The organism is Oryzihumus sp., from assembly GCF_054325275.1.
Genome location: NZ_JBTCWL010000091.1, coordinates 1 through 13,024, shown reverse-complemented (window position 1 = coordinate 13,024; position 13,024 = coordinate 1). Strand labels below are relative to the sequence as shown.

11 protein-coding genes and 1 tRNA gene are annotated in these 13,024 nt (G+C 72.4%); 4 read left to right on the top strand and 8 right to left on the bottom strand.

Going from position 1 to position 13,024, the window contains the following annotated elements; genetic code table 11:
• The 6 genes from ACXVGS_RS17425 to ACXVGS_RS17400 form a co-directional block, all read right to left on the bottom strand.
• Positions 1-336: pyridoxal-phosphate dependent enzyme (locus ACXVGS_RS17425; RefSeq protein ID WP_458537244.1), on the bottom strand; the 336-nt coding region annotated here is incomplete at its 3' end.
• A 2-nt stretch (positions 337-338) separates the two neighbouring features.
• Positions 339-1,685: a homoserine dehydrogenase gene (locus ACXVGS_RS17420; protein WP_458532437.1), complete on the bottom strand. Its 1,347-nt coding sequence runs from the start codon at positions 1,683-1,685 to the stop codon at positions 339-341.
• Positions 1,686-1,781: 96 nt separating this feature from the next.
• The gene (lysA, locus tag ACXVGS_RS17415; RefSeq protein ID WP_458530062.1) at positions 1,782-3,203 is read right to left on the bottom strand and encodes a diaminopimelate decarboxylase; all 1,422 of its coding nucleotides are present in this window, start codon (positions 3,201-3,203) and stop codon (positions 1,782-1,784) included.
• Positions 3,203-4,858, bottom strand: a complete 1,656-nt coding sequence (gene argS / locus ACXVGS_RS17410; RefSeq protein WP_458530083.1) for an arginine--tRNA ligase — start codon at positions 4,856-4,858, stop codon at positions 3,203-3,205. Before argS (ACXVGS_RS17410) ends, lysA begins: the two co-directional genes overlap by 1 nt.
• A gap of 23 nt (positions 4,859-4,881) precedes the next feature.
• Positions 4,882-6,579: an arginine--tRNA ligase gene (argS, locus tag ACXVGS_RS17405; protein WP_458536215.1), complete on the bottom strand. Its 1,698-nt coding sequence runs from the start codon at positions 6,577-6,579 to the stop codon at positions 4,882-4,884.
• A 56-nt stretch (positions 6,580-6,635) separates the two neighbouring features.
• Positions 6,636-7,082 carry a response regulator gene (locus tag ACXVGS_RS17400; RefSeq protein ID WP_331114383.1) on the bottom strand — a complete coding sequence of 149 codons (447 nt, stop codon included), beginning with the start codon at positions 7,080-7,082 and terminating at the stop codon, positions 6,636-6,638.
• Between the two features lie 75 nt (positions 7,083-7,157).
• Here ACXVGS_RS17400 and ACXVGS_RS17395 point away from each other — a divergent pair.
• A tRNA-Arg gene (locus ACXVGS_RS17395) sits at positions 7,158-7,232 on the top strand.
• A 113-nt stretch (positions 7,233-7,345) separates the two neighbouring features.
• On the opposite strand, the gene ACXVGS_RS17390 is transcribed toward ACXVGS_RS17395, so the two are convergent.
• Positions 7,346-8,383 (bottom strand): hemolysin family protein, encoded by a 1,038-nt coding sequence (locus tag ACXVGS_RS17390; protein ID WP_458530738.1) that lies wholly within the window; start codon positions 8,381-8,383, stop codon positions 7,346-7,348.
• A complete protein-coding gene (locus tag ACXVGS_RS17385) occupies positions 8,380-9,735 on the bottom strand; it encodes a hemolysin family protein (RefSeq protein WP_458530737.1) in 1,356 nt (451 codons plus the stop codon). The genes ACXVGS_RS17390 and ACXVGS_RS17385 overlap by 4 nt, the downstream gene beginning before the upstream one ends.
• A gap of 151 nt (positions 9,736-9,886) precedes the next feature.
• On the opposite strand from ACXVGS_RS17385, the gene ACXVGS_RS17380 reads away from it, so the two are divergent.
• The 3 genes from ACXVGS_RS17380 to ACXVGS_RS17370 all read left to right on the top strand — a co-directional run.
• The gene (locus ACXVGS_RS17380; protein WP_458530736.1) at positions 9,887-10,882 is read left to right on the top strand and encodes an ABC transporter ATP-binding protein; all 996 of its coding nucleotides are present in this window, start codon (positions 9,887-9,889) and stop codon (positions 10,880-10,882) included.
• Positions 10,882-11,676 (top strand): ABC transporter permease, encoded by a 795-nt coding sequence (locus ACXVGS_RS17375; protein WP_458530735.1) that lies wholly within the window; start codon positions 10,882-10,884, stop codon positions 11,674-11,676. Before ACXVGS_RS17380 ends, ACXVGS_RS17375 begins: the two co-directional genes overlap by 1 nt.
• Before the next feature lie 92 nt (positions 11,677-11,768).
• A partial coding sequence (locus ACXVGS_RS17370; RefSeq protein WP_458537243.1) for a 2-oxo acid dehydrogenase subunit E2 occupies positions 11,769-13,024 on the top strand: 1,256 nt, incomplete at its 3' end.

The window sequence follows — 13,024 nt, the reverse complement described above, 5'->3', positions numbered from 1 at the left end:
CTTGCCCTCGGGGACGAGCACCCCGCAGGCCATGCCCGCCTTGGTGGCGTAGGCCGCCGCCGAGGCGCTGGTGTTGCCGGTGGAGGCGCAGATGACGGCGCGGGCGCCGGAGCGCGCGGCGGCCGAGATCGCCGTCGTCATCCCACGGTCCTTGAAGGAGCCGGTCGGGTTCAGGCCTTCGTACTTGACCCACACCTGCGCACCGACGACCTCCGAGAGCACCTCGGCGTGGATGAGCGGGGTGCCACCCTCGCCCAGGGTGACCACCGGGGCGCCCTCGAGGGACGGCAGGCGGTCTTGGTACTCGTGGATGACCCCACGCCACAGGTGCGCCATGGTCACTCCCCCTCCACGCGCATGACCGAGGTCACCGCACGGACGGTCGGCAGCCCGGCCAGCGCGTCGACGGTGGCCGACAGGGCGGCGTCAGGCGCCGAGTGGGTCACGATGACCAGGCTGGCCCGCCCGTCCTCCGGCGTCGCCGGGTCGGGGCTGAGCAGCTGCTGGCGGACCGTCTCGATGGAGACCTCGTGCTGGGCGAACGCGGTGGCGACCTGCGCGAGCACGCCCGGGCGGTCGGCCACGTCGAGGCTGATGTGGTAGCGCGTCTGGGCCCGGCCCATCGGCAGGATGGGCAGGTCGGCGTAGGTCGACTCCCCCGGCCCGCGCCCGCCCACGACCTTGTGCCGGGCGACCGCGACGACGTCGCCGAGCACGGCGGAAGCGGTGGGGTCGCCGCCGGCGCCGCGGCCGTAGAACATCAGCTCGCCGGCCGACGCCGCCTCGACGAAGACCGCGTTGAACGCCTCGCGCACCCCGGCCAGCGGGTGGGTCCGGGGGATCATCGCCGGGTGGACGCGCACGGAGATGCCGCGGCCACCGGGCTCGGCCGGGTCGTCGGTGACCTCGCAGATCGCCAGGAGCTTGACCACGCAGTCCATCTCGCGGGCGGCGTGCACGTCGGCGGCGGTGACCTCGGTGATGCCCTCGCGGTAGACGTCCTTGCCGCTGACCCGGGAGTGGAACGCCAGGGAGGCCAGGATCGCGGCCTTGGCGGCGGCGTCGAAGCCCTCGACGTCGGCGGTCGGGTCGGCCTCGGCGTAACCGAGCTCCTGCGCCTGCTCGACCGCCTCGGCGAAGCCGGCGCCGGTCGTGTCCATCTTGTCCAGCACGTAGTTGGTGGTGCCGTTGACGATGCCGAGCACCCGGCGCACGTCGTCACCGGCGAGGGACTCGCGCAGCGGGCGCAGCAACGGGATCGCCCCGGCGACGGCGGCCTCGTAGTAGAGGTCGACGTCGTGCTCCTGCGCGGCCTGGTAGAGCAGCGGACCGTCCTCGGCCAGCAAGGCCTTGTTGGCGGTGACCACGCTGGCACCGTGCTCGAACGCCCGCAGGATCAGGCTTCGCGCCGGCTCGATGCCGCCGATCACCTCGACCACGACGTCGGCGCGGGTGACCAGCTCCTCGGCGTCGGTGGTGAACAGCGACGGGTCGACCCCGGTCTCGCTGCGGTCCTTGCCCGCCCGGCGCACCGCGATGCCGACGACCTGCAGCGGGCGGCCCACCCGGGCAGCCATGTCGTCGGCGTGCTCCGTGAGCAGGCGCGCCACCGCCGTGCCGACCACGCCGCAGCCGAGCAGGGCCACGCGCAGGGGCTGGACGTCCGGACTGGCCTGGTTGCTCACGCTTGCTCCTCACGCATCTCGGGCTTCACGAGCCTGCTGCCATCCTGCCGTGTCCACGCTGTGGACGCGCCATGTTCCGCGATGCGGACGACGTGGCTACTCGACGTCGAGGGCGAGGATGTCCTCGACGGTCTCGCGCCGGACCAGGAGCCGGGCCTGGCCGTCACGGACGGCCACCACCGGCGGGCGGGGCACGTGGTTGTACTGGCTGGACAGGCTGCGGCAGTAGGCCCCGGTGCCGGGGACCGCGATGAGGTCGCCGGGGGCCACGTCGGAGGGCAGGAACTCGTCCTTGACGATGATGTCGCCGCTCTCGCAGTGCTTGCCGACCACGCGCGCCAACGCCGGGAGGGCCTCGCTGCGCCGGTTCGCCAGCGTGCACGAGTAGTCCGCGTCGTACAGCGCCGGTCGGATGTTGTCGCTCATCCCGCCGTCGACGGCGACGTAGGTGCGGGTCGCGGCGCCGTCGAGCAGCACCTCCTTGACGGTGCCGACCTCGTAGAGCGTGAAGGTGCTCGGCCCGGCGATCGCCCGCCCCGGCTCGACCGAGACGCGCGGCACGGCGACCCCGTCGGCCCGGCACTCGCGGGCGACGATCTCGGCCATGCCGGCGGCCAGCACCTTCGGCGCCAGGGGGTCGTGCTGGGTGGTGTAGGCGATGCCGAAGCCGCCGCCGAGGTCGAGCTCGGGCAGCTCGACCCCGTGCTCGCGCGCGACGTCGAGGTGCAGGCCCATGACCCGACGGGCCGCGACCTCGAAGCCGCTGACGTCGAAGATCTGGCTGCCGATGTGGCTGTGCAGCCCCTTGAGCGAGAGGTATGCCGGGTGCTCCAGCACGCGCCGGACCGCCTCGGCCGCCTGTCCCCCGGACAGGCTGAACCCGAACTTCTGGTCCTCGTGGGCGGTGGCGATGTACTCGTGGGTGTGGGCCTCGACGCCCACGGTCACCCGGAGGAGGACCGGGGCGACGACCCCGAGCCGCCGCGCCGCTGCGGCCACGCGGTCGATCTCCTCGAAGGAGTCGAGAACGATCCTGCCGACGCCGTGGCGCAGCGCCGCCTCGATCTCGGCGACGGACTTGTTGTTGCCGTGCAGGCCGATCCGCTCCCCCGGGACGCCGGCGCGGATCGCGACCGCGAGCTCCCCGCCGGAGCAGACGTCGAGGTGCAGCCCCTCCTCGTGGACCCACCGGGCCACCTGGGTGCACAGGAACGCCTTGCCCGCGTAGTAGACGTCGGCGCCGCCGCACAGGTCGCCGAACGCCTCGGCGAAGGCCTCCTTGAACTCGCGGGCGCGGCCCCGGAAGTCCTCCTCGTCGATGACGTAGGCCGGGGTGCCGAACTCGGCCGCGATGTCACGGACGTCGACCCCGCCGACGGTCAGCTCGCCGTCCCGGGCGCGGCCCACCGACCGGGCCCACAGGTGGGTGACCAGGTCGTTGGCGTCCGCCGGGGGCTTGAGCCACGACGGCCCGCGGTAGCCCTCGGCGTGCATCGCCCCGGCCTCGTGGGCGCGCATCAGATCTGCTCCGGCGCCGAGACGCCCAGCAGGCCCAGGCCGCTGGCGAGCACCTGCCGGGAGGCGTCGTTGAGCCACAGCCGGGTGCGGTGGAGGTCGGTGACCTCCTCCTCGGCGCGCGGCCGGACCCGACACTCGTCGTACCACTTGTGCAGGCGGGCGGCGAGGTCCTCGAGGTAGCGGGCAACCCGGTGCGGCTCGCGCAGCTGCGCCGCCTGCGCGACCACCCGCGGGAAGTCCCCGAGGATCGCGAGCAGCGCCGACTCGGTCTCATGGGTCAGCAGCGCCGGCTCGAAGCCGTCCTCGCGACGCACCCCGTCCTCGGCCGCCAGCCGCGCGACCCGGCAGGTGCGGGCGTGGGCGTACTGCACGTAGAACACGGGGTTCTCGTTGCTGTGCTTCGCCAGCAGGTCGAGGTCGATGTCGATCGTGGAGTCGGTCGAGGACCGGGTGAGGGCGTAGCGGGCGGCGTCGACACCGACGGCCTCGACGAGGTCCTCGAGCACCACGACCGTGCCGGCCCGCTTGCTCATCCGCACCGGCTGGCCGTCCTTGACCAGGTTGACCATCTGGCCGATGAGGATCTCGAGGTTCTCGTGCGGGGTGTCGCCGAACGCGGCGCACATCGCCATCATCCGCGAGACATAGCCGTGGTGGTCGGCGCCGAGCATGATGAACACCCGGTCGAAGCCACGCTCGCGCTTGTCGAGGTAGTAGGCCAGGTCACCGGAGATGTAGGCCGGCTTGCCGTCGCTCTTGATGACGACCCGGTCCTTGTCGTCGCCGTAGTCGGTGGTGCGCAGCCACCGGGCACCGTCCTTCTCGTACATCACGCCGAGCTCGGTCAGCCGGGCGACCGCGCGCTCGACGGCGCCCGACTCGTGCAGCGAGTTCTCGTGGAAGTACACGTCGAAGTCGACGCCGAAATCATGCAGCGAGGACTTGATCTCGCCGAACATCAGCTCGACGCCGAGCGCCCGGAAGCGTTCCTGCGCCTGGTCGTCGGGCAGGTCGAGGAGGCCCGGCTCCTGCTCCATCACGGTGGTGGCGATGTCGCTGATGTAGGCCCCGGCGTAGCCGTCCTCGGGCGCCTGCTGCCCCTTCGCGGCGGCCAGCAAGGACCGGGCGAACCGGTCGATCTGGGCGCCGTGGTCGTTGAAGTAGTACTCCCGGGTGACCTCGGCCCCGGAGGCCTCGAGGATGCGGGCCAGGGAGTCGCCGACGGCGGCCCAGCGGGTACCCCCGAGGTGGATCGGGCCGGTCGGGTTCGCCGAGACGAACTCGACGTTGACCCGCTTGCCGGCCTCCGCGTCGCCGCGCCCGTAGGCCGGCCCGGCCTCCACGATGGTCCGCGCCAGCTCCCCCGCCGAGGCCGCATCCAGCGTGATGTTCAGGAACCCCGGGCCGGCGACGTCGACGGCCTTGACCCCCGCCACCGCACCCAGACGCGCGGCGAGCCGGGACGCGACCTCCCGCGGCGGCATACCGGCACCCTTGGCCAGCTGCAACGCCACGTTCGTGGCCCAGTCCCCGTGCTCCCGGCTGCGCGGACGCTCCACCCGCACCTCATCCGGCACGACGACGGTCAGCTCGCCCGCCTCCACGGCGGCAACGAGCGCGGAGCGGATGGCCAGCGCAAGCTCTTCGGGGGTCACCTCCCGAAGTCTAGGGCGCGGACTCAGCCCTCCTCGGGGGTGTCCACGCCGGCTTCAGTGCCGGTCTCGGGGGCGCGCTCGAGGCGCTCGGGCGCCGAGACGCCGAGCAGGCCGAGACCGTTGGCCAGCACCACGCGCGTGGCCTCGTTGAGCCACAGCCGGGTGCGGTTCAGGTCGGTGACCTCCTCGCCCGCGTGCGGGCGCACGCGGCACTCGTCGTACCACTTGTGGAAGCGGCCGGCGAGGTCCTCCAGGTAGCGCGCGACGCGGTGCGGCTCGCGCAGCTGCGCCGCCTGGGCCACCACCCGCGGGAAGTCGCCCAGGGTCGCCAGCAGCGCCGACTCGGTCTCGTGGGTCAGCAGCGCCGGGTCGAAGCCCTCCTCGCGGCGCACCCCGTCCTCGCCCGCGAGCCGGCTGACGTTGCAGGTGCGCGCGTGGGCGTACTGCACGTAGAACACCGGGTTGTCGTTGGACTGCCGGCGCAGGTCCTCGCCGTTGAGCGAGAGCGGGCTGTCCGCGGGGTAGCGCGCCAGCGTGTAGCGGATGCCGTCGGCCCCGATCCAGTCCAGCAGCTCGCTGAGGTAGATGGCGTTGCCGCGGCGCTTGCCCATGCGCTCCCCGGCGATGTTGATCAGCTGGCCGATCAGCACCTCGATGTTGACCTCGGGGTCGTCCCCCGCGCACGCAGCGATGGCCTTGAGCCGGCCGACGTAGCCGTGGTGGTCGGCGCCGAGCAGGTAGATCTTCTCGGGGAAGCCGCGGTCCTTCTTGGACAGGTAGTAGGCAGCGTCGGCGGCGAAGTAGGTCGGCTCGCCGTTGGCGCGCACCATCACCCGGTCGCGGTCGTCGCCGAAGTCGGTGGTGCGCAGCCAGGTCGCGCCGTCGGCCTCGAAGACGTGGCCCTGCTCGCGCAGCCGAGCCACCGCCTGCTCGACCGCACCGGCCTCGTGCAGCGCCTTCTCGGAGAACCACACGTCGAAGTGGACGCCGAACGCCTCCAGCGTCGAGCGGATGTCGGCCAGCTCGGCGCGGTAGCCCAGCTCGCGGGCCACGGCCAGGGCCTCCTCCTCGGGCAGCTCGAGCAGGTCGGGACGCTCGGCCACCACGATGCGGGCCAGGTCGGTGACGTACTCCCCGGGGTAGCCGCCCTCGGGCACCTCGGTCCCCCGTGCCCGGGCCAGGATCGAGCCGGCGAACTTGTCCATCTGGGCGCCGGCGTCGTTGACGTAGTACTCGGCGGTGACCTGCGCACCCGAGGCCACGAGCAGCCGGTGCAGCGCGTCGCCGAGCGCGGCCCAGCGGGTGTGGCCGATGTGCAGCGGGCCGGTCGGGTTGCCGGAGACGAACTCCAGGTTGATGGTGTGCCCGGCCATGGCCTCGTTGCGCCCGTAGGCCGGCCCCGCCTCCACGATGGTCCGCGCCAGCTCCCCCGCCGAGGCCGCATCCAGCGTGATGTTCAGGAACCCCGGACCCGCCACGTCCACCGCCTTGACCCCCGCCACCGCACCCAGACGCGCGGCAAGCCGGGACGCGACCTCCCGCGGCGGCATACCGGCACCCCTGGCCAGCTGCAACGCCACGTTCGTGGCCCAGTCCCCGTGCTCCCGGCTGCGCGGACGCTCCACCCGCACCTCATCCGGCACGACGACGGACAGCTCGCCCGCCTCCACGGCGGCAACGAGCGCGGAGCGGATGGCCAGCGCAAGCTCTTCGGGGGTCACGCGGACCAGCCTAAAGGGGCAGGTGAGCGCCTCCGGACGGTGCCCTCGGCGGCCTCCTAGACCCGCCCGCCGACGGCCAGGATGCCGATGAGCGCGAGCAGCTCGTCCGGCTCGAACGGCTTGGCGATGAACCCGTCGACGCCGGCCTGCTCGGCCTGGGCACGGTGGTGGGACTGCACCGACGCGGTGACCATGATGATCGGGATGTCCATCAGCCGCGGGTCCGCGCGGATCATCGAGACGGTCCACCAGCCGTCGCGCCGTGGCATCAGCGCGTCGACGGTGATGACGTCCGGCAGCGGCTGCGAGGTGTCGGCGAGGATCTCCAGCGCCTCCTCGCCGTCGCGCGCCTCGATCACCTCGTAACCCTCGAGCTCCAGGTTCACCCGGATCAGCGTGCGGATCTGGTCGGTGTCGTCGACGACGAGGATGCGACCGCTCCCCTCGGCATCGTGATAGCCGTACCTCGCACTGCTGCTGCGACCCGGCCCGCCCCATTCCATGAAACCCACCCTAGGCTGCTAACCTCATCCGGCGCGCTCGATCCGGGCCGGAAACCCTTCCGGCAGCGGTCGTTGGCCCCCGTAGCTCAGGGGATAGAGCACCGCCCTCCGGAGGCGGGAGCGCAGGTTCGAATCCTGCCGGGGGCACCACGCGCACGAGGACCCCTCGCCCACCAGGGCGAGGGGTCCTTTCTCATGTATGCCGTGCGCCGCATCCCAGCGGACCTCACCACCCCACCTGCCGAGGGGGAGGTTTGGGCGTGTCAGCGCTGGCTGGCGTCGCTGACCTCGCCGACGAGCTCCTCCAGCACGTCCTCGAGGAACACCACGCCCTGGTTGCTGCCGTCGGTGTCGACGACGCGGGCGAGGTGGGAGCCGGTGCGCTGCATCGTGGCGAGCACGTCCTCGACCTCGTCGCCGGGGGCCACCGTGGCCAGCCGGCGGACGCGCTTGAGTGGGACCGGCTGGGTGTGCTCCTCCTCGTCGGCGTAGAGCACGTCCTTCAGGTGCAGGTAGCCGGCGAGGTCGCCAGAGGCGTCGGTGAACGGGTAGCGCGAGAAGCCGTGGCGGGCGACCAGGCGCTCGACGTCGTCGGGCGTGGCCCCGATCGGCAGCGTGACCAGCTGGTCCAGCGGCACGGCCACCTCGCCGGCGACCCGGTCGCTGAACTCGATCGCCCCGCGGACCATGCCGTGCCGCTCCCGCTCGATCAGCCCCTCCCGGTGGCTCTCGGCGACGATGTGCTGGACCTCCTCGGCGGTGAACGCGGAAGCGATCTCGTCCTTGGGCTCGACGCCGACGAGGCGCACGAAGGCCTTGGCCACGCCCTCCATCAGCCGGATGACCGGTCGCAGGCCGCGGGCGATGTAGAGCAGCGGCGGCGCCAGCGCCAGCGCCGCCTTGTCCGGGCCCGCGATGGCGAGGTTCTTGGGCACCATCTCGCCGACGACCACGTGCAGGTAGGCCACGACCAGCAGGGCCAGCACGATGGCCAGCGGGTGCGCCACCCCGGCGGGCAGGTGCACGGCGTGGAGGACCGGCAGGATCAGCTCGTGCAGCGCCGACTCGGCCACCGCACCGAGCCCGAGCGAGCAGAGCGTGATGCCGAGCTGGGCCGCGGCCAGCAGGGAGGCCACCTGCTCCAGCGCCTCGAGGCTGACCTGCGCCCGCCTGCTGCCCTCCTCAGCCATCGGCTCCAGCTGCGAGCGCCGCGCCGCCATGACGGCGAACTCGGCGCCGACGAAGAAGGCGTTGCCCAGCAACAGCAGCAGCGACAGCCACAGGGCGAGGCTCGGGCTCATGCTCGCTCCTCCGCCCGCTCGCCGGTATGCCGTGTGCCCGCCTCGTCGTCCGGCTCGGGCGGGTGCGGCGTGAACCTCAGCCGGTCCACGCGCCGCCCGTCCATGGCCTCCACCCGCACGGTCCAGCCGGGCACCGTGACGGTGTCGCCGACGACGGGGACGCGTCCCAGCGCCGCCATGACGAAGCCGCCGACGGTCTCGTAGGCCGGGCCCTCGGGCACGTCGGCGCCGAGGCGGTCGTGCACCTCGTCCGGACGCCACAGCCCGGGCACCGTCCAGGACCCGTCGGTCATCTCCCGGCCGGTGGTGCGGCTGCGGTCGTGCTCGTCGCTGACCTCCCCGACGATCTCCTCGATGACGTCCTCGAGGGTCACCAGCCCCGAGGTGCCGCCGTACTCGTCGACCACCACGGCGAGCTGCATGCCCGATCCGCGCAGCAGGAGCAGGAGGGGGTCGAGCCGGATCGTCTCGGGCACGAGGGTCGGGTCGATCATGAGCGCCGAGACCGGCACGTCCTCGCGCCGCTCGTGCGGCACCGCGATGGCGCGCTTGACGTGAACGAGGCCGTCGACGTCGTCCCAGTCCTCGCCGATCACGGGGAAGCGCGAGTGGCCGGTGCGGCGGGCCAGGCGCAGCACGTCGGCGGCGGAGGCGGTGCGCTCGATCGCGGTGCACCGCACCCGCGGGGTCATGACGTCGGCGGCGGTCTGCTCACCGAAGTCCAGCGAGCGGGTCACCAGGCGCGCGGTCGTCTCGTCGAGCGTGCCGGCCGCCGCCGAGCGGCGCACCAGCGAGGCGAGCTCCTGCGGGGTGCGGGCGCCGGACAGCTCCTCCTGCGGGGTGATGCCGAACGCCTTGAGCACCAGGTTGGCCGAGCCGTTGAGCACCACGATCAGAGGGCGGGTCACCACCGAGAAGAGGCGCACCGGCACGGCGACGAGCTTGGCCATCCCGAGCGGCTCGGAGATGCCGAGGAACTGCGGGACCAGCTCGCCGAAGATCATCGAGAACACCGTGGCGAGGAACAGCGCCAGCCCGGCGGACACCGGCTCCACCGCCCCCTGCGGCACGCCCACCGCCGCCACGGGGGTGGCCAGCAGCCGGCCGACCGAGGGCTCGGCGATGAAGCCGAGGACCAGGGTGGTCAGGGTGATGCCGACCTGGGCCGCGGAGAGCTGGGTCGACAGCTGGCGCAGCGAGGTCAGCACCCTCCCCGCGGCGTGGTCACCCTCGTCGACGGCGCGCTGGACGGTGGGCTTGTCGAGCGCGACGAAGGAGAACTCCGCGGCGACGAAGACCGCCGTGCCAAATGTCAACGCCACGCCGGCGAGGACCAGCAGCCATTCGGTCATAGTGCGTCCATCCTAGAGAGCAGCCGCCCCCGCGGCGGGGTCCCGGCCTGCGGGATGACCCTGAGATCCCCCTGAGATCACCCGAAATGCCGGGCTCGCGTGCGGCCTCCCGTGGTGGGATGAGCGGCATGAGTGAGACCGGGGACCAGACATGACCACGACCGCACTACCCCAGCACGGCACCCGCATCGAGGTGCACGAGCTGACCAAGCGCTTCGGCAGCTTCACCGCCGTCGACCGGCTCAGCTTCAGCGTCGAGCCGGGCCGGATCACCGGCTTCCTCGGCCCCAACGGCGCCGGGAAGACGACGACGCTGCGCATGCTGCTGGGCCTCGTCCGCCCCACCGCGGGCACGGCGACCATCGGCGGACAGCGCTACCACGACCTGACCGCCCCCCAGCGGGTCGTCGGCTCGGCACTGGAGGCCACCAACTTCCACCCGGGGCGGACCGGTCGCGACCACCTGCGGGTACTCGCGGACACCGCCGGCATCGACTCCCGGCGGGTGGACGAGATGCTCGAGCTGGTCGGCATCCCCGCCGCGGCGCGCAAGCGGGCCGGCGGCTACTCCATGGGGATGCGGCAGCGGCTTGGCCTGGCCGCCGCGCTGCTCGGGGACCCGCAGGTGCTCATCCTCGACGAGCCGGCCAACGGCCTGGACCCCGAGGGCATCCGCTGGCTGCGCCTCTTCCTGCGCCACCTGAGCGGCCAGGGCAAGACCGTGCTCATCTCCAGCCACATGCTGCAGGAGGTCGAGCAGACCGTCGACGACGTCGTCATCATCGCCAACGGCCGCCTCGTGCGGCAGGGCGCGATGGCCGACCTCCACGGCGAGAAGCGGGCGGTCGTGCGCACGACCGACGCCGCGGCGCTGGCCCGGGCGCTGCTCGACGCCGGCATCACCGCCGACCCGGCCACCGACGGCCAGCTCGACGTGCACACCGGTGACCTCGCCCGCGTCGGCGACGTCGCCCTCGCCGCCGGGCTGCCCGTGCACGAGCTGCGCCAGCACCAGACCGACCTCGAGGCGCTGTTCTTCCAGCTGACCGAGGACCCGGCCAACCGCAACCGCAACCTGGACGGCGCACCCGACCCCGTCACCCTTCCCGGCGGCACGCCCGCCCCGACCGAGAGCGCGGTGCGCTGATGAACGGCGCGATCAGGTCCGAGTTCCGCAAGATCTTCACGACCCGCCTCTGGTGGGGCATGGCCATCGGCGTCGTCGTCGTGGGAGGCGGCCTCGCGGCCGTCCTCGGCGGCCTGGCGGGGCAGGGTGAGGGGCAGAACGCCCTCCCCGCCCTCGACAAGCCCGGCATGGTCACCACCGTCTACACCGCCGGCCTGAGCCTGGCCTACCTGCTCACCCTGGCCATCGGCGTCATGGTGATCGGCGCGGAGTACCGGCACAAGACGATTACGGCGACCTTCCTGTCCACCCCCCGCCGCGTCGAGGTGATGCTGGCCAAGGTCGTCGCGCTGCTCGGCGTCGGCGCCTTCTACGGCGTGCTCTTCTGCCTCAGCTCGGTGGGCGTCGGCGCCACCATCATCACGCTGCGCGGCTTCGACCCGTTCCCGGCCGGCGAGCACGTCTGGCGCACCCTCGCCCTGAGCCTGCTGGCCCTCGGCCTCTGGGCGCTCATCGGCCTCGGCGCGGGCATCCTCATCAGCAACCAGGTCGCGGCGCTGCTCATCTCGATCGGCATCGCCTGGATCGGGCAGTCCCTGATGTCCCTGGCTTTCCTGGCGCTGCACTGGACTACGGCCAACGAGTTGCTGCCGGCCAACGCCACCAACGCCATGGTGTCGGGTCTCTCCCGAGGCTTCAGCGGCGAGACGGTCGACCAGCTGAGCTGGTGGGGCGGGGCCCTCGTCCTGGCCGCGTATGCCGCGGTGCTGGCCGGCGTCGGGTCGTTCCTGACGGTGCGCCGCGACGTGACCTAACTCGCCCCTGACGGAGGGGATGGCGACGGCGTGGCCCCCGGCCTGCGGGGATAGGCTGGGGGCCGCCCGTAGTTATCGTCACCGTCGACGCGATGAAAGAGGCGATGTTCGCCGTGTCCGCCCAGCCACCGACCAACGACCCCATGGCAGCTTTCGGACCCAACGAGTGGCTCGTGGACGAGCTGTACCAGCAGTACCTGCAGGACAAGAACTCCGTCGACAAGGCGTGGTGGGAGTTCTTCGCCGACTACCAGCCGACCGACGGCCGCCAGGCCAACGGCAACGGCGCGGTGGCCACGGCCCCCGCCACCCCGGCCACCCCCGCTCCTGCCGCGGTCCCGGCCGCTCCGGCCCCCGCCAAGGCCGCCCCGGCCGCCCCCACCGAGGCGCCGGCCGAGCCCAAGGCCGCCGAGCCGGCCAAGCCCACCCCGCGTGACGCCCCCGCGGTCAAGCCCACCGGCCCCACGAGCGAGGACGAGACGGTGCCGCTGCGTGGGCCGGCCGCCCGTGTCGTCACCAACATGGAGAGCAGCCTCGCCGTCCCGACGGCGACCAGCGTGCGGGCCGTGCCGGCCAAGCTGCTCATCGACAACCGCGTGGTCATCAACAACCACCTGCAGCGCAGCCGCGGCGGCAAGGTCAGCTTCACCCACCTCATCGGCTACGCCGTGGTGAAGGCCCTGGCGGTCATGCCGGAGATGAACAACGGCTACACCGAGAAGGACGGCAAGCCGGCGCTGGTCCGGCCGGCCCACGTCAACCTCGGCCTCGCGATCGACATCGCCAAGCCCGACGGCACCCGCCAGCTGCTCGTGCCGAGCATCAAGGCCGCCGAGACCATGGACTTCGCGCACTTCTGGACGGCCTACGAGGACGTCGTGCGCAAGGCCCGCAACAACAAGCTGACCGTCGAGGACTTCGCGGGCACCACGATAAGCCTGACCAACCCGGGCACCATCGGCACCGTGCACTCGGTGCCGCGCCTGATGTCCGGCCAGGGCACGATCGTCGGCGTCGGCTCGCTGGACTACCCCGCCGAGTGGCAGGGCGCCAACCAGGAGACGATCAACCGCAACGCCGTCAGCAAGATCCTCACGCTGACCAGCACCTACGACCACCGCATCATCCAGGGCGCCCAGTCCGGTGACTTCCTGCGCATCGTCAACGCCTTGCTGCTCGGCGAGAACGGCTTCTACGACGAGATCTTCGAGTCGCTGCGCATCCCCTACGAGCCGGTGCGCTGGGTCCGCGACATCTCCGCCAGCCACGACGACGACGTCAACAAGACGGCCCGCGTGCAGGAGCTCATCCACGCCTACCGCGTGCGCGGCCACCTCATGGCCGACAC

Excerpts from the sequence above, each read along its gene's own strand:
- lysA (WP_458530062.1), bottom strand. The coding sequence starts at position 3,203 with ATGCGCGCCCACGAGGCCGGGGCGATGCACGCCGAGGGCTACCGCGGG.
- ACXVGS_RS17385 (WP_458530737.1), bottom strand. The coding sequence starts at position 9,735 with ATGACCGAATGGCTGCTGGTCCTCGCCGGCGTGGCGTTGACATTTGGC.
- ACXVGS_RS17375 (WP_458530735.1), top strand. The coding sequence starts at position 10,882 with ATGAACGGCGCGATCAGGTCCGAGTTCCGCAAGATCTTCACGACCCGC.
- ACXVGS_RS17390 (WP_458530738.1), bottom strand. The coding sequence starts at position 8,383 with ATGAGCCCGAGCCTCGCCCTGTGGCTGTCGCTGCTGCTGTTGCTGGGC.
- ACXVGS_RS17380 (WP_458530736.1), top strand. The coding sequence starts at position 9,887 with ATGACCACGACCGCACTACCCCAGCACGGCACCCGCATCGAGGTGCAC.
- ACXVGS_RS17400 (WP_331114383.1), bottom strand. The coding sequence starts at position 7,082 with ATGGAATGGGGCGGGCCGGGTCGCAGCAGCAGTGCGAGGTACGGCTAT.